Consider the following 16,000-nt stretch of genomic DNA (forward strand, 5'->3'; position numbering starts at 1 on the left):
AGAAGATGTTTTTACCTGCAAAAGAGCAGGGGCTGACAGCTCCCTCTCCCTGTGGGAGAGGGTTGGGGTGAGGGGAAACGTTATGACTTGGCAGCTTCTGCGGCGGTTTTCACCCAGCCGTCAAACGTGGCCTGGTGAGCCTTGATCCAACCATTGACATGGTTTTGGATATCGGCCTGAGAAGCCTGGCCAGCATGCATCCGCAGGTTCTGTGCGTTCACGTCTGCAATCGGCAGCTTCATGATGGCAAACAGCTTGGCTGCGGCAGGGTTGGCCTGTGCCCACTGCTTATTGGCGGCAATATGCATGGTGTTGACCGGGAAGCCGTAGTTAGAACCGTTCGGCAGCTTGGTATCGACATCTTTCTGCACACCCGGCAGGGAAGAGAACGGGACTTGCAGCCAGACAACGTCACGCCCTGGCACCATCACATCGCTGACCCAGTACGGCGTCCAGGTGTAATACAACACCGGTTTGCCTTCTTTAAAGCGGGTGATGGTATCGGCGATCATCGCGGCGTAGTTGCCTTGATTGTGCTCTACGGTTTTGCTCAGGCCGTAGGCGTCAATCTGGTGATTAATCACCGCTTCACAGCCCCAGCCCGGCGTACAGCCGGTCAAGTCTGCCTTGCCGTCGCCGTTAGTATCAAACAGCTTAGCAATTTTCGGATCTTTGAGCTGCTCAACGTTGGTGATGTGATACTGGTCGGCGGTTTTTTTGTCGATCAGGTAGCCCTGAGCGGCGCCGCTGACATAGGCCCCTTCGCGATAAAATTTATTATCGCCTCCGGCCGCCTTGTATTGATCGGCGTGTAACTGATCCCAGTTCACCGCCAGAAAAGTGGCATCCCCGGCGGCGATGGAGGTGTAAGCCACGTTGTAATCGACTTCGCGAGGTTCTTTCACATCATAGCCGAGCTTTTCCAGTGCCTTGCTGACCAGCAGCGTCTGGAAGGTTTCTTCGGAGATGGTGCTTTGTATCGGTTGTACCGAAATACCTTTTCCTGGCAAATCAGCAGCGGAAGCAACCTGTGAACCAATCAGTGTGGTAAGGGCAATCGCCCAGATCCCTGTAGTGCGCATAGTTTTTCCTCTGTTATTGATGTTGTTTGGAGATAGCCCGCCAGAGCACAAAGCCGCTGGCGGGAAGAACGGTTAGGCTTTTTTGCAAAACGGGCGAGCGATCAACCCGATAGGGCCGTGGGTATACCAGCGGCCAAGCCCTTTACTGCGGCGATCGCGCCCCAGCGACTGGGTGAGGCGATCGAGGATGATGGCCAGAATGACGATACCGACACCGCCGACGGCAGCCAGCCCCATATCCAGGCGGCCGATGCCACGTAGTACCATCTGGCCCAGACCGCCTACGGCGATCATCGAGGCGATCACCACCATCGACAGCGCCAGCATCAGCGTCTGGTTAACCCCGGCCATAATGGTTGGCATGGCCAACGGCAACTGGACTTTAAACAGCAGTTGGCGTGGGCTGGCACCAAAGGACTCGGCGGCTTCAATCAGATCTTCCGGCACTTGTTTGATGCCCAGAATGGTCAGACGCACGATCGGCGGCAAGGCGAAGATAATCGTCACCACGACCCCTGGCACGTTACCGATACCGAACAACATGACGATCGGCACCAGGTAGACGAAGGCCGGAGTCGTCTGCATGGCGTCGAGCAGTGGCCGAATCACTTTGGCGGCATGTTTGCTGCGCGCCAGCCATATTCCCAACGGCAGCCCGATCAGGATGCAGAAGAATAGGGCGGTGAGCACCAACGCCAGCGTAACCATCGCCTGCGACCAGGCTCCGATAGCCCCGATGGCGACTAGCGACAGTAGCGTAGCTGCACCCATACCCAGACTGGATATCTGCCAGGCGATCAGTGAGAACAGCACAATGGCGAGCGGAGCGGGCATGCCCAGCAAAAACTGCTGAAAGCCGCTGAGGATGAAATCCACCGGCACGCGAATGCCCTGGAACAGCGGACGGAAATGCAGTACCAGCCAATCAATGCCGTGGGTGACCCAGGTATCAAACGGCACCCAAGCCTTGTGGAACGGATCCAGCAGGCTAAAGTGCTCGGGCTCCACTGGGGCGCTGTTAAGCCAGTCAGCGCCCGATGCGGCCTGATTTGCGGCATCATGGGGCACGCTGTCTACCGGTGCGCCGGTTGACCAGGGATCGCTGCTGGTGGCAGCGGCGTCGTTAGGGGATGTGGCAGCGGTTGCCCATGGATCCTGATTATCACTCATTCGTAGGGCCCTCTTTATCTAAAGCCTGCAACAGCATGCCTTTGGAAATAATACCGATATAGTTGTTCTCTTCCCCGACCACCGGCACGGCGCAAGGGGCCTGTGCTACCAGTGAGATCAGCTCGCTCAGCGGCATATCGGCCGGAACGGGCAGTGGGGCATCCAGCAGGGCGTCGTCCAGCGTTTGATTGGCCGCCAGCGCCTGCTTGAGAGAGTCTATCGATACCACGCCGATAAATTTCTGGCCGCGTTCAAGCACGTAGCCATAGTCACGGTCTTCATCACGCAGGATCTGCAACGCAGAGCGCGGACCAAAACCGGGGGTCTTACGGATCAGGGTCACCGGGCGACGCTTGGCGATATCTTTGGCACTGAAAACGTGGCTGATATCGACGCCGCGGAAGAAGGTGCGTACATAATCGTTGGCCGGATTATTTAATATTTCATCCGGCGTACCGACCTGGATCACTTCGCCGCCCTGCATAATGGCAATACGATCGCCAATACGCATCGCTTCATCCAGATCGTGGGAAATAAATACGATGGTGCGCTGATGTTTCGCCTGTAATTTGACAAGCTCATCCTGCATCTCGGCACGTATTAATGGGTCCAGTGCAGAGAAGGCTTCATCCATTAACAATATATCCGGATCGTTAGCCATGGCGCGGGCTAAGCCCACACGCTGGCGCATGCCGCCGGACAGTTCATCGGGATAAGCGTTGGCATAATTTTCCAACCCAACCTGACGCAAAGCGTCCAGCGCTTTATCCTGGCGTTCCTGTAACGGAATGCCCGCTAATTCCATGCCGAAAACGGTATTATTTAATACGTTCATATGCGGCATTAAGGCGAATGACTGGAACACCATGCTGATCTTATTTCGCCGTACGGTGCGCAGCGCGGCATCGGATATTTTTGATATATCCTCACCGTCGATCAGCACCTCACCGCGGGTGGGTTCTATCAGACGATTGAGAAGGCGTACCAAGGTGGATTTACCGGAACCGGAAAGCCCCATGATGACAAATATCTCGCCTTCTTCAATGGCCAGAGAGGCGTTCTTGACGCCAAGTGATAACCCCGTTTTCTCCAACAACTGGTCTTTAGTCAGACCTTTGTCAATCAGCTTAAATGCGCGTTCCGGGTGCTCACCAAATATCTTATATAAATTTTTTACTTCGAGTTTAATTGCCATGCAATATGCTGTTTCCTGTGGTGTATTATCAAACGATAAAATTGTCCTAATAGAAAATAAGAGTGCCCCATACCCTAACACACTGACATTCTGAGACAACCCTCAATGTCAATATCGTCGGATTTTTCTGCCAATATCTGGTGTGATGATTGGCCATAATTAGCCGGTTTTTGCATAGTTAATTAACCGTAATCATTAAGCGGAAATGCGCGGATATATTGGTGGCTATGGCGGCGATCCCTGGGGGATATTGGTGTGGTCAAATGAGAAATAAATGCACGCATAATAATACTCTGCGTGCATTAACGATCGGCAGGAAAATCAGCGAGTTTAGCGGCTCTGGATCACAGCGTGGGTTCTTCGCTGTTGGTGGGGATAACGACCAGTTCCACCTGCTGTTGCTGCAACAAGCTTCCCAATGCAGAAGGGGGAGGCGTGTCGGTGAATAGCGCGGTCACCTGGCGGGTATTGCCGATCTCTACCGCCGCAGAGGCGTGGAACTTGGTGTGGTCCGCCGCCAGGAGAATATGACGGGAATGCGCCATCATCGCTTTCACCACGCTGGACTCATTCACATCAAACTCCAGCAGATCGCCGTTGGCCTCGATCGCCCCGACGCTGGTGATCAGATAGTCGGCCCGGAAACCCTCGACAAAGCTTACCGCGCTAGGGCCGATGATGCCGCCATTATTGGGGCGCAGCGTACCACCGGGCACCATCACTTCAAACTCGGTATTTTTATATAGGATATGCGCTACCCGTAGGCTGTTGGTAATGATGCGTAGATGGCTGTGGTTCATCAGCGCGCGGGCAACGTGCTCAACGGTAGTACCGATGGTGATAAACACCGTGGAGCGATCCGGAATGTAATCGGCGATGGCTTCCGCAATCGCCATTTTCTCTTCGGTGTAAGAGAGTTCCCGCTGCTCGAAAGCGGTGTTGACCACGCTGGAAGCCCGGCCCGCACCGCCATGATGCCGGGTTATCAGCCCCTGTTCGCTCAGCTTGCGGATATCACGCCTGACCGTCTGTGTTGAAACCTCCAGCAATTGCGCCAGTTCGTCGATGTTCATATAGCCGCGCTTGGCGATCAACTGAATCAGCTGATCGTGGCGTGGGTTGCCGGTAAGTTCAGTCAGACTCATGCTGTTCTCTCTTCATTGTGTCAACAGTCGAACATATTATACAAAACTGGCCAGGAAAGAGTCTGTTTGATCACAATTGGGAATGCCAGCACGGCCGCCGGGGCGGGTACACTTCAACGCGGCAACTGCATTGGCGTAGCGTACCGCCTGGGCAATATCGGGTTGTGAACCCAGAGCCACCGCCAGCGCACCGTGAAAAACGTCCCCAGCTCCCGTCGTATCCACCACCTCAACCTGAAAGCCCGGCTGATGTTTCAGTTGATCGTTTTCCAGCCAAAAACAGCCATGTTTACCTTGAGTGACATAAATTTGTCCGTTTTTGTCATTTTTGGCGACACGTAATCCCTGTTTGACGTCCGCTGCTCCCGTCATCCGTAGTAGCCCCGGTTCGGAGAAGGCGGCATGGTCGGCCAAAGCTACCAGCGGACGGATATCTTGCGGCGTGATATCGGCATCCAACAGGGTGGTGACGCCTGCGCGGCGGGCCAAGGTGAAGGCGGTCAGCGCACCTTGATGCCAGCGTACGTCAGCCAACACCACGTCATATTGGCTAAAGTCGATGCCATGGAGCCAGTCGGCGTCCTCGGGCAAGTCAGGGCTGGGATGGTTGATGATCATGCGCTCACCCTGGGCGTCCACCAGCACGGCTGATTGTGAGGAACGCGCCTGTGGGTAACGGCGCGCATGCTTGACATTGACGCCATAGCTGCCCAGCTCGGCCAATAGCGTTTGCCCGGTTGCATCATCTCCGACGCGGCCAATGAAATCGACCTCTGCTCCCAGTCTGGCTGCGGCCACCGCTGCCGTTGCCGCCGGGCCTCCACCGATTTCATAGTAATCCAGGGCGACATATTTCCCTCCGCCTTCGGGTAGCTTTTCTACGTAATACAGGCGGTCTTGCACGGCAATGCCTACGCACGCAATTCGAGTCATAAACAATATCCCTGGTGGTTGATTGGCGGTTAGTGAACGGTTTTTCAGCAAAAAGTGGCTGCCGATCACGCTGCCATCATTTTAATTCACTCAAATGTTAAAAGAGTGACGCCTGTCAATTTTTTGACTATAAATTACAAATACGATCAAAAACAGACAAAAACGGTCTGGTTTGTGGCCGCAGAGTTGACACGAAGATGACAAGGGTAATCAACAGGAGAGAACCATGGCACAGATCGCATTTATCGGGCTAGGGCAAATGGGCGCGCCGATGGCCAGCAACTTGCTCAAGCAGGGGCACCGGCTGAACGTTTTCGATATCAGCCCGGCGGCGGTCAGCACCCTGGTGGCACAAGGAGCCACGGCGGCAACCAGTCCGGCGCAGGCAGCACAAGACGCGGAGTTTGTCATCACCATGTTACCCAACGGCGATTTGGTGCATGAGGTGCTGTTCGGTGCCGAAGGGGTGTGTACCACCTTACCGCCAGCGGCCCTGGTGATGGATATGTCCACCATTCATCCGCTGCAAACCGACCGGCTGATTGCCCAGATGCAGACACGGGGCTTTAGCCTGATGGATGCGCCGGTCGGGCGGACTTCTGACCATGCCCAGGCAGGCACGTTGCTGATCCTGGCTGGTGGCACCGCCAAGCAGGTAGAACGCGCTACGCCCGTGCTGATGGCGATGGGATCGGAGCTGATCAACGCCGGTGGGCCAGGCATGGGGATCCGCGTCAAGCTGATCAACAACTACATGAGCATCGCGCTGAACGCGCTGTCTGCCGAAGCGGCGGTGCTGTGTGAGGCACTGGGATTGTCGTTCGACGTGGCGCTGCAAGTGATGAGCGGCACTCCGGCCGGCAAGGGGCATTTCACCACCTCCTGGCCGAACAAGGTGCTGAAGGGCGATCTCAGCCCGGCATTCATGATCGATCTGGCGCACAAGGATCTGGGGATCGCGCTCGATGTCGCCAATCAGTTGCACGTAGCCATGCCGATGGGCGCGGCTTCACGCGAGGTTTACAGCCAGGCGCGGGCTAGTGGGCGTGGGCGTCAGGACTGGAGTGCCATTTTGGAACAGGTTCGCGCTGCTTCGGGCAGAACGAATAACGCGTAACACTTAACGTAATTGCGCCTGCCACGCAGTGCGCAAAGGGGAGAAGCAATGCCTTATTTATCTGGTAACACCATGATCCAACACGCATGGGAACACGGCTATGCCATCGGCGCATTCAGCGCACATAACGCTGAAACCATTCGCGCCATTTTGCTGGCGGCCGAACAGGAACAGGCCCCGATCATGATTCAGGTAGGACAGAAAGTGATCAGCGTGATGGGGCTGGAACCTATGAAGGCGATGATCGACGCGTTTATGCACGATATCACGGTGCCGGTATGTATCCACCTGGATCACAGCCGCAGCTTCGAGCAGACCATGCAGGCGGTGCAGGCTGGGTTCCAGTCGGTGATGTTTGATGGCTCGCATCTGTCATTTGACGAAAACGTGCGTATTACCCGCGCCGTGGCGGATGTAGCCCACGCGCTGAACATTGGGGTCGAAGGCGAGATCGGCAAGATCGGTGGCACCGAGGATGATATTTCGGTCGATGAAAAGGACGCCCTGATCACCAGCAGTAGCGAAGCGTTGCAGTTTGCCGAATTGACCACGGTGGATTATCTGGCGGTGTCGATTGGTACGGCACATGGCCTGTACAAGCAAGAACCCAAGCTGGCGTTCGAACGCTTGCAAGAGATCCGCGAGATCGTCAAAAAACCGATTGTGCTGCATGGCGGCTCCGGCGTACCGGACGATCAGATCCGCAAGGCGGTGTCGTTGGGCGTTGCCAAGGTGAACGTGGACACCGAACTGCGGCAGGCCTTCACCCAAGGGATGAGCGAGGTGCTCGACAAAGATCCTGACGAGTTTGTCCTGGCGGTGTCGCTTGGGCATGGCCGCGATGTGATGCAGGCCAAGGTCGCGGAAAAAATCAGGCTGTTTGGCAGCCAGGGTAAAGCCGCTCAGTTTTAAGCATCCGTTGCGCGGCAGACTGCCGCGCTAATCATAAGGCGCAGATTATGACCACTCTTCAACGCCAGCATTTTGGCGAGCATCAGGGACAGGCCGTTTACCTGTTCACCTTGACCAATGCCAACGGCATGCGGCTGTGCGTGACCGATTACGGCTGCATCATTACTCAGCTTTGGGTGCCGGATCGCCATGGGCAGGCGGAAGACATCGTGATGGGATTCGACAATTTGGCGGCTTATCAGGCCGGGCATCCCTTCTTTGGGGCGATTGCCGGGCGCTGTGCCAACCGTATCGCCGGTGGCCGCTTCAGCATTGACGGCCAGGAGTACATTCTGGCCACCAATGAACTTCCTACCGGGCAGCATCTGCACGGCGGGCGTCAGGGTTTTGACAAGTATGTCTGGCAGGCACAGGAAGATGGCGACGGCATTATTTTCAGCCGTACTTCCAGCGATGGCGAAGAAGGCTATCCGGGGAACTTGCAGGTTTGGCACCGCATCGGCCTGACGGAAGACAACGTGATGACGCTGAGCTTTACGGCGCAGACGGACAAGCCGACGCTGGTCAACCTGGTCAATCACAGCCACTACAACCTGCGAGGCCACCAGCACCTGATCCACGACCAGCAGCTCAAAATCGAAGCCGACTTCATCACTCCGGTTGATGAAAGCACCATGCTGCCCACCGGTGAGATCCGCCGCGTTGCTGGCACGGCCTTTGATTTTCGCAACGCCCGTCGTCTGGGGGATGCCATGTTGCACCGCCCGGCCCAGGATTTTGATATGAACTTCGTGCTCAAGCCGGGCGATGGTGCTCTGCATCCCGCAGCAAGCCTGACCTGCCCGCAAACCGGGCGCGTGATGGAAGTCCATACCTCGCTGCCGGGCGTGCAGTTATATAACGCCTTCAAGCTTTCCAACAAGATCTGGAACGGCAAGGCCGGTCATCGCTATCAGGCATTTTCCGGCATTTGCCTCGAAACCCAGGCGTTCCCAGACAGCATTCACCATGCCCATTTTGGCAACGTGGTGCTGCGCCCAGGGGAAAACTATCACAGCCAGACTGAACACCGCTTCAGCACCGTGGCCTAGATTTACTCGATTACTGGAAGCAATACGATGAACAATAAAGCAAAAGTCGGCGTGTTGGCACTAGGCCGCACGACCTTCGACGTGCCTTACGCACAAGAGATGTTAGCGCAGTCCTGGCAGGCGCTGAGTGGCATGGATATCGAGTTGGTTGGCGAACCGGTATTGCAGTTTGATGCCGAATCGGCCCTGAAAATGCTGCCCGCACTGAAACAGGCCGATCTCGATCTGCTGCTGATCCTGCAAGTGACCTTTACCGATGCCTCTCTCACTACTGAAGTGGTGCGTGGTTTCCCGGTGCCCACGGCGATGTGGTCATTCCCGGAGGCCCGTACCGGCGGCCGCTTGCGCCTGAATTCTTTCTGCGGGGTGAATCTGGCTTGCCATGCCCTAAGCCGTGAAGCCATTAACGTGCAAACGCTGCACGGTTTGCCGGACGACAGCCGGGTGATTAGCGAATTGCAGCAACTGGCACAGGCTGCGGCGATCGTGAAACGTTTTAAGCAGGCCAAGGTGATGGTGATTGGCGAACATCCGCTGGGCTTTGATGCTTGCAACTACAACCAACAGCAGTTGACGCAGCACTTTGGCGTTGAGGTCACTCGCCAGCCCGTGCTGGAGTTTATCGACGAGGTGAAAGCGCTGCCGGATAGCGTGGCCGATGCGCCTTATGCCCGCCGTGCCAAAGATTTCCCCAACCTGGCGGAAATGGACCAAACCGCGACCCGCAAAACGCTCAAGGTTTACTCTGCCCTGCGTGAAAAAGCGCAGCGCGAAGGTTACACCGGTATTGCTGTGCGCTGCTGGCCGGATTTCTTCACCGATTACGGCTGCGCTGCCTGCGGGGCGTTGGCATTGATGAACGAAGACAAAGTGCCGTGTGGCTGTGAAGCCGACATGTTTGGCGTGCTCTCTTCGCTGATGGCGCAGTGGGCCTCTGGCAATGCGGCGTTCAATACCGACCTGGTGGATATCGATCCACAGGATAACAGCGTGGTGTTCTGGCACTGCGGGCAGGCGCCGATCGAAATGGCCGATCGCGATGGCCCGGTGCAGGCCACCATCCACTCCAACCGCAAGCTGCCTCTGTTGTCTGAGTTTGCGCTCAAACCGGGGCGCATCACGCTATGTCGCATCACGCAGGGCGAAGGCAAACTGCGCCTGATGCTGGCGGGGGGCGAAATGATCAAGGCTCCGCTGGCCTTTTCCGGCACCGCCGGTACCGCGCGGCTGGATGTCGATGCCGATACTTATCGCCAGCGCCTGATTGCGGCAGGGATGGAGCATCACACCTCATTGGTTTACGGCGAGCACCGCCCGCTGCTGCGTAAAGTGGCCGGCCTGCTTGGTTTGGACGTGATTGAACTGACCTGAGTGGGCGACGAACGCTTGGGCAAATACGGCATTTAACCTCTTGGAGAATGGATCATGGCTTCTCAGCAAGGCTTGGAACTGACGCAACACGCAGGTGGATTTACACTGACCTTTCAGCAGCGAGTGCTGTTACAACACACGCCAGAGGCTCCGTGCCTGTGGATTGGGCGCGGCAAGGCGGATATCGAGATGTTCCGCGGTAACTTCAGCATCAAAGATCAGCTCAGTGAAAAACTGGCGCTGACCGAAACCCAGATCACTCCGCAGGGCAAAGGCTGGCTGATCCGTTTTAGCCGGGGCGATGTGGCCCAGTGCACGCTGGCAATCACTACCGATGCGCAAGGGCGCTTGGAAATGCAGCTGCGCAACAGTGACGAACTGAACAACCGCATGTGGTTGCGTCTGGCGGCCCAGCAGGAAGATCACGTTTATGGCTGCGGCGAACAGTTCTCCTACTTCGATCTGCGCGGCAAACCTTTCCCATTATGGACCAGCGAGCAGGGCGTTGGCCGTAACAAGCAGACCTATGTCACCTGGCAGGCAGACTGCCAGGAGAATGCGGGTGGGGATTATTACTGGACCTTCTTCCCGCAGCCGACCTTTGTCAGCAGCCAGAAATACTACTGCCACGTAGAAAACAGCTGCTACATGAACTTCGATTTTTCTGCCCCAGAATTCCATGAGCTGGCGATCTGGCAGGATCAGGCGGTGCTGCGCTTTGACTGCGCCGACAGCTACATCAGCCTGTTGGAAAAGCTGACCGCGTTGCTTGGCCGCCAGCCAGAGCTGCCGGACTGGGTATATGACGGTGTGATCCTGGGTATTCAGGGCGGTACCGAGGTCTGCCAACAGAAACTGGACGTGATGCGTGAGCACGGCGTCAAGGTCAGCGGGATCTGGGCGCAGGATTGGGAAGGGCGGCGTGTTACCTCTTTCGGCAAACGCCTGATGTGGAATTGGCGTTGGGATAGCGAGCTGTATCCGGAACTGGATAAGCGCATCCCGCAGTGGAAAAAAGAAGGCGTACGTTTTCTGGGGTACATCAACCCCTACGTGGCCATCGAGAAAGAGCTGTATGCCGAAGCGGCAGAAAAAGGCTATCTGACCAAGGATTACGCCGGCAAAGACTATCAGGTCGAGTTTGGCGAGTTTTATGCGGGCGTGGTCGATCTCACCAAGCCGGAAGCCTATGAATGGTACAAGAACGTCATCAAACAGAACCTGATCGAGTTTGGCCTCGACGGCTGGATGGCGGACTTTGGCGAGTATCTGCCGACCGACACCGTACTGCATAACGGCATTGATGCGGAAATCATGCACAACGCCTGGCCAGCCCTGTGGGCCAAGTGCAACTACGATGCGCTGGAGGAAAGTGGCAAGCTTGGCGAGATCATGTTCTTTATGCGAGCGGGCTACACCGGCAGCCAGAAATATTCGGTGATGATGTGGGCGGGCGATCAGAACGTGGATTGGAGCCTGGACGACGGCCTGGCCTCGGTGATCCCGGCGGCGCTGTCGCTGGCGATGACTGGCCACGGCCTGCATCACAGCGATATTGGCGGCTACACCACGCTGTTTGAGATGAAACGCAGCAAAGAATTGCTGATGCGCTGGTGCGAGTTCTGCGCCTTCACGCCGGTAATGCGTACCCATGAAGGTAATCGCCCGGATTCTAACTGGCAGTTTGATCACGACGTGGAAACCATCCGCCAGTTTGCCCGCATGACTCGGGTGTTCACCGCCCTTAAGCCGTACATCAAGCAAGCGGTGGCGCTCAATGCGCAGTCCGGTTTGCCGGTGATGCGCCCGCTGTTCCTGCATTATGAAGACGATGCCCACACCTACAGCCTGAAATACCAATACCTGTTTGGCCGTGACCTGCTGGTGGCACCGGTGCATGAGGAAGGGCGCACCGACTGGACGCTCTATCTGCCGCAGGATAGCTGGATCAACCTGTGGACCGGCGAGCCGCACAGCGGAGGAACTGAGGTGACGATAGCGGCACCTATGGGCCAGCCGCCGGTGTTCTACCGGGCGGATAGTGAGTGGGCCGAGCTGTTTGCCTCGCTGCGCACGCTGTAATCACCCATTGTCAGCCGCCAGTTGCCGAATGGCGATGGCGGCTAAGGAGAATCACCATGAGTGAAGCTAATCAGGATCCGGTGAAGCTGATATTGCCCCTGCGCGAGAAATTCGCCTACGGCATAGGCGATGTCGGTTCCAACCTGTTGTTGTGTGTCGGCACGCTGTATCTGCTGAAGTTTTATACCGATGTCCTGGGCATTCCGGCCGCGTGGGGTGGGCTGATCTTCCTGATCTCGCGCTTCTTTACCGCCTTTACCGACATTGGCACCGGGCTGATGCTTGATTCCCGGCGCAATATTGGCGCCAAAGGCAAGTTCCGGCCGTTCATCCTGTATGCCTCCATGCCGGTGGCATTGCTGGTGGTGGCCAACTTTATTGGCGTCGGTGCTTCGTTCGACGTCACGATTAAAACGGTGATCGCTACGCTGATCTTTATGGCGTTCGGGCTGTTCTTCAGCATGATGAACTGCTCTTACGGCGCAATGGTGCCGGCGATGACCAAAAACCCGCAGGAGCGGGCGCAACTGGCTGCCTTTAGACAGGGCGGGGCAACGGTGGGATTGTTGCTGTGTACCGTGGCGTTTGTGCCGATCCTGTCGCTGTTTGACGGGCGTCCACAGGTCGGTTATCTGGTGGCGGCGGCGATCTTCGCCTTCGTCGGGATGCTGTGCATGTGGTGGTGTTATTCCGGCGTCAAAGAGCGTTACGTCGAGATCCCGAAAGCGGGCGCACCCAAGCCGGGTTTGTTGCAGTCGTTCAAGGCGATCGCCGGTAACAAACCGCTGTTCGTGTTGTGCATCGCCAACCTGTGTACCTTGGCGGGCTTCAACATCAAGCTGGCGATCCAGATCTACTACACCCAGTACGTCCTCAACGATATTACCCTGCTGTCCTATATGGGTTTCTTCAGCATGGGCTGCATCCTGCTTGGGGTACTGCTGGTACCCACGGTGGTGAAGCGCTTTGGCAAGAAAAACGTCTATCTGGGCGGCCTGTCACTGTGGATCCTCGGCGATGCCATGAACTATATGTGGGGCAATACCTCCACGCTGTTTGTGTTGTTCTCTTGCCTGGCGTTCTTCGGCACGGCGTTCGTCAACAGCCTCAACTGGGCGCTGGTGTCGGATACCGTCGAATACGGCGAGTGGAAGACCGGCGTGCGTTCGGAAGGCACGGTGTATACCGGCTTTACCTTCTTCCGCAAGGTTTCCCAAGGGTTGGCTGGCTTCTTCCCTGGCGTGATGTTGGCCTATATCGGCTATGTCCCTAATGTGGCGCAAGGGGCAGGCACGCTGGAAGGCTTGCGGCAATTGATCTTCCTCTACCCTTGCGGCCTGGCGGTACTGACCGCATTGACCATGGGGCTGTTCTATCATCTGACGGAGAAAAACTACCTCAAGATCGTCGGTGAGCTGGAAGACCGCAAGCGGGCTGTCAGCCCGGCGCTATAAGCGGCTGTGCGGATAATTTCCACCGTAGGGGCGCCGCATGTTGCGCCCGATTAGCTGCATGCGGCACCTGTCTTAATCGTCAATGGATTAGGCATGCTCGACCCCTACAACCTGTAAGACGAAGGGTGTCAGACAATAATAAGGACCAGCAAGATGGCCAACTCGTTACCCTACCAAGATCCCGTCACGCTGCGGTTGCCGCTGCGCGAAAAGTTCGCCTACGGCATGGGGGACTTCGGTTCCAACCTGATGCTGTGTATCGGTACCTTGTATTTGCTGAAGTTCTATACCGATATTCTGGGGCTACCCGCCATTTATGGCGGTGTGATCTTCCTGATCGCCAAATTCTTCACCGCCTTCACCGATATGCTGACTGGCGTGCTGCTGGATTCCCGGCGCAATATTGGCCCTAAAGGCAAGTTCAGACCATTTATCTTTTATGCTTCGCTGCCCGTGGCGTTGGTTGCCGTAGCCAACTTCCTGAATACCGGTTTTAGCCTGAATACCAAAACCGTGCTGGCGACCGTGCTGTTTATGCTGTTCGGCCTGTTCTACAGCCTGATGAACTGCTCTTATGGGGCGATGGTGCCCGCCATCACCAAAAACCCGCAGGAACGTGCCCAACTGGCCGCCTGGCGGCAGGGCGGTGCAACGCTGGGGCTGCTGTTATGCACCGTGGGCTTTGTGCCTATCCAGATGCTGTTCACTGCACGCCCGGAGATGGGCTATCTGGTTGCCGCCGTGGTGTTTGCGACCTGCGGCGTCTTTTGTATGTGGTGGTGTCATGCCGGGGTCAAGGAACGTTATGTTGAGGTGATCCCGGCGCACCATAAACCCGGCATCTTCAAATCATTCCGCGCGATTTTCCAGAACCCGCCGTTGCTGGTGTTGTGCATCGCCAACCTGTGTACGCTGGCGGCGTTTAATATCAAGCTGGCGATCCAGGTTTATTACACCCAGTACGTGTTACACGATATCCATTTGCTGTCCTATATGGGCTTCTTTAGCATGGGCTGCATCCTGATTGGCGTGTTGATGGTGCCGGCGGCGGTGAAGCACTTCGGTAAAAAGAGGGTCTACCTGGGCGGCCTGCTGTTGTGGTGCCTCGGCGATTTGTGTAACTACGCATGGGGCGATAGCTCGGTCTCTTTCGTCGCATTCTCCTGCATGGCGTTCTTCGGCACGGCGTTCGTCAACAGCCTCAACTGGGCGCTGGTGCCCGATACCGTTGACTACGGCGAATGGAAAACCGGCATCCGCGCGGAAGGCTCGGTGTATACCGGCTACACCTTCTCACGCAAGATCTCCGCCGCGTTGGCGGGATTATTGCCGGGCATCATGCTGACGCAAATCGGCTATATCCCGAATGTTGAGCAATCCGTCTCGGTGCTGAAAGGTTTGCGCGAGTTAATCTTTATTTATCCCTGCATCCTGGCGATGGTGGCCGCCGTGATGATGGGATGCTTTTATAAATTAAATGAGCAGCTATTTATGCAAATAATAGCCGAGATTAATCACAATAAAGCCAATAGGAACGAAATAGCCGAGCCTCATCCGGCAATCAATCCAACAATAATCAAAGAAGTCTAATCCAGGATCGTTACCAATAATAACGCCTAGCTGTCATGCCTAGCGGCATGACGGCGGGTTAACTGCATCCTTTTATCCGCTTTAATGTCACAAGGAAACTCGACAATGTCTACTTTCTGGGGTTCTAGCAGCAAAAAAATCAATACGGCACTGCTGGTTACCGTGCTGTGCGCTTCGGCCAGCGCTCAGGCCGGGCGTGCTTATCTGGAGACTCGCGAGGCTTATAACACCGCCTCCGAGTTGAACGAAATCATCCTGCGCGGTGGCTATAACTTTGACGGCGGTGCCGGTGTGATGGCGACCAATGCCTATAACATTGGCAAGTTTGAACAGCTCAAGCACAGCTATAACGAGCTGGAGGGCTGGTATCCGCTATTCCGGCCAACGGACAAATGGACGGTTTCTCCTGGTGGATTGGTCAATTCGAACAGTGCAGGGTCAGGGGGGGCGATCTATCTGGACAACAACTATAAATTTTTGCCGTTCTTCAACCTGACCGTGCGTTATCGCTATAACCGCAATAACTATGACTCTCTTGATTATAATGGTAACCCGGCGCGCAACGATACTCATGAAATTGCCAACTACTGGAACTTTAAACTCAGCGATCAACTGAACTATACTTTTGAGCCGCATTACTTTATTCGGGTGAATGATTTTAAAAGTAAAAACGGAAAGGATCACCATTGGGAAATTACCAATAAATTCAGCTATAAAATAGATACTCATTGGATGCCTTATCTGGAACTGCAATGGTTGGATCGCTGGAACTATTATAACGAGGAGCAATACCGTATTCGCGTAGGGCTGCGTTATACCTTCTGAGCCACGGCAATAAAAATCTATGGTCACCCCCGT

13 protein-coding genes are annotated in these 16,000 nt (G+C 55.8%); 8 read left to right on the forward strand and 5 right to left on the reverse strand.

The window, feature by feature from the left end; all coding sequences use genetic code 11:
* Positions 1–80: 80 nt before the first annotated feature.
* The 5 genes from proX to U869_RS0127135 form a co-directional block, all read right to left on the reverse strand.
* On the reverse strand, positions 81–1,082 hold the full coding sequence (proX, locus tag U869_RS0127115; protein WP_025122193.1) for a glycine betaine/L-proline ABC transporter substrate-binding protein ProX: 1,002 nt from the start codon (positions 1,080–1,082) through the stop codon (positions 81–83).
* A gap of 72 nt (positions 1,083–1,154) precedes the next feature.
* A complete protein-coding gene (proW, locus tag U869_RS0127120) occupies positions 1,155–2,252 on the reverse strand; it encodes a glycine betaine/L-proline ABC transporter permease ProW (protein ID WP_025122192.1) in 1,098 nt (365 codons plus the stop codon).
* On the reverse strand, positions 2,245–3,447 hold the full coding sequence (gene proV, locus U869_RS0127125) for a glycine betaine/L-proline ABC transporter ATP-binding protein ProV (RefSeq protein ID WP_025122191.1): 1,203 nt from the start codon (positions 3,445–3,447) through the stop codon (positions 2,245–2,247). The genes proW and proV overlap by 8 nt, the downstream gene beginning before the upstream one ends.
* A 344-nt stretch (positions 3,448–3,791) precedes the next feature.
* A complete protein-coding gene (locus tag U869_RS0127130) occupies positions 3,792–4,592 on the reverse strand; it encodes a DeoR/GlpR family DNA-binding transcription regulator (protein WP_025122190.1) in 801 nt (266 codons plus the stop codon).
* A 36-nt stretch (positions 4,593–4,628) separates the two neighbouring features.
* A complete protein-coding gene (locus U869_RS0127135) occupies positions 4,629–5,525 on the reverse strand; it encodes a sugar kinase (protein WP_025122189.1) in 897 nt (298 codons plus the stop codon).
* 226 nt (positions 5,526–5,751) lie between these two features.
* Here U869_RS0127135 and yihU point away from each other — a divergent pair, with 226 nt between their 5' ends.
* The 8 genes from yihU to ompL all read left to right on the forward strand — a co-directional run bounded on the left by yihU (position 5,752) and on the right by ompL (position 15,967).
* Positions 5,752–6,642: a sulfolactaldehyde 3-reductase gene (gene yihU, locus U869_RS0127140; protein ID WP_025122188.1), complete on the forward strand. Its 891-nt coding sequence runs from the start codon at positions 5,752–5,754 to the stop codon at positions 6,640–6,642.
* Between the two features lie 48 nt (positions 6,643–6,690).
* Positions 6,691–7,554: a class II fructose-bisphosphate aldolase gene (locus U869_RS0127145; protein WP_025122187.1), complete on the forward strand. Its 864-nt coding sequence runs from the start codon at positions 6,691–6,693 to the stop codon at positions 7,552–7,554.
* Between the two features lie 47 nt (positions 7,555–7,601).
* Positions 7,602–8,645: an aldose epimerase family protein gene (locus U869_RS0127150; protein WP_025122186.1), complete on the forward strand. Its 1,044-nt coding sequence runs from the start codon at positions 7,602–7,604 to the stop codon at positions 8,643–8,645.
* Between the two features lie 27 nt (positions 8,646–8,672).
* Positions 8,673–10,016: an L-fucose/L-arabinose isomerase family protein gene (locus U869_RS0127155; RefSeq protein ID WP_025122185.1), complete on the forward strand. Its 1,344-nt coding sequence runs from the start codon at positions 8,673–8,675 to the stop codon at positions 10,014–10,016.
* 54 nt (positions 10,017–10,070) lie between these two features.
* Positions 10,071–12,098 (forward strand): alpha-glucosidase, encoded by a 2,028-nt coding sequence (locus U869_RS0127160; RefSeq protein WP_025122184.1) that lies wholly within the window; start codon positions 10,071–10,073, stop codon positions 12,096–12,098.
* A 56-nt stretch (positions 12,099–12,154) separates the two neighbouring features.
* Complete coding sequence (locus tag U869_RS0127165) at positions 12,155–13,552, forward strand: MFS transporter (protein WP_025122183.1); 1,398 nt, start codon at positions 12,155–12,157, stop codon at positions 13,550–13,552.
* A gap of 153 nt (positions 13,553–13,705) precedes the next feature.
* Positions 13,706–15,142, forward strand: coding sequence for an MFS transporter (locus U869_RS0127170; RefSeq protein WP_025122182.1), 1,437 nt, complete (start codon positions 13,706–13,708; stop codon positions 15,140–15,142).
* 105 nt (positions 15,143–15,247) lie between these two features.
* Positions 15,248–15,967: a porin OmpL gene (gene ompL, locus U869_RS0127175; protein WP_025122181.1), complete on the forward strand. Its 720-nt coding sequence runs from the start codon at positions 15,248–15,250 to the stop codon at positions 15,965–15,967.
* Positions 15,968–16,000: the final 33 nt, after the last annotated feature.

The organism is Serratia sp. H1w, from assembly GCF_000633355.1.
Lineage (GTDB): Bacteria > Pseudomonadota > Gammaproteobacteria > Enterobacterales > Enterobacteriaceae > Chania.

Excerpts from the sequence above, each read along its gene's own strand:
- proX (WP_025122193.1), bottom strand. The coding sequence starts at position 1,082 with ATGCGCACTACAGGGATCTGGGCGATTGCCCTTACCACACTGATTGGT.
- proW (WP_025122192.1), bottom strand. The coding sequence starts at position 2,252 with ATGAGTGATAATCAGGATCCATGGGCAACCGCTGCCACATCCCCTAAC.
- proV (WP_025122191.1), bottom strand. The coding sequence starts at position 3,447 with ATGGCAATTAAACTCGAAGTAAAAAATTTATATAAGATATTTGGTGAG.
- U869_RS0127130 (WP_025122190.1), bottom strand. The coding sequence starts at position 4,592 with ATGAGTCTGACTGAACTTACCGGCAACCCACGCCACGATCAGCTGATT.
- U869_RS0127135 (WP_025122189.1), bottom strand. The coding sequence starts at position 5,525 with ATGACTCGAATTGCGTGCGTAGGCATTGCCGTGCAAGACCGCCTGTAT.
- yihU (WP_025122188.1), top strand. The coding sequence starts at position 5,752 with ATGGCACAGATCGCATTTATCGGGCTAGGGCAAATGGGCGCGCCGATG.
- U869_RS0127145 (WP_025122187.1), top strand. The coding sequence starts at position 6,691 with ATGCCTTATTTATCTGGTAACACCATGATCCAACACGCATGGGAACAC.
- U869_RS0127150 (WP_025122186.1), top strand. The coding sequence starts at position 7,602 with ATGACCACTCTTCAACGCCAGCATTTTGGCGAGCATCAGGGACAGGCC.
- U869_RS0127155 (WP_025122185.1), top strand. The coding sequence starts at position 8,673 with ATGAACAATAAAGCAAAAGTCGGCGTGTTGGCACTAGGCCGCACGACC.
- U869_RS0127160 (WP_025122184.1), top strand. The coding sequence starts at position 10,071 with ATGGCTTCTCAGCAAGGCTTGGAACTGACGCAACACGCAGGTGGATTT.
- U869_RS0127165 (WP_025122183.1), top strand. The coding sequence starts at position 12,155 with ATGAGTGAAGCTAATCAGGATCCGGTGAAGCTGATATTGCCCCTGCGC.
- U869_RS0127170 (WP_025122182.1), top strand. The coding sequence starts at position 13,706 with ATGGCCAACTCGTTACCCTACCAAGATCCCGTCACGCTGCGGTTGCCG.
- ompL (WP_025122181.1), top strand. The coding sequence starts at position 15,248 with ATGTCTACTTTCTGGGGTTCTAGCAGCAAAAAAATCAATACGGCACTG.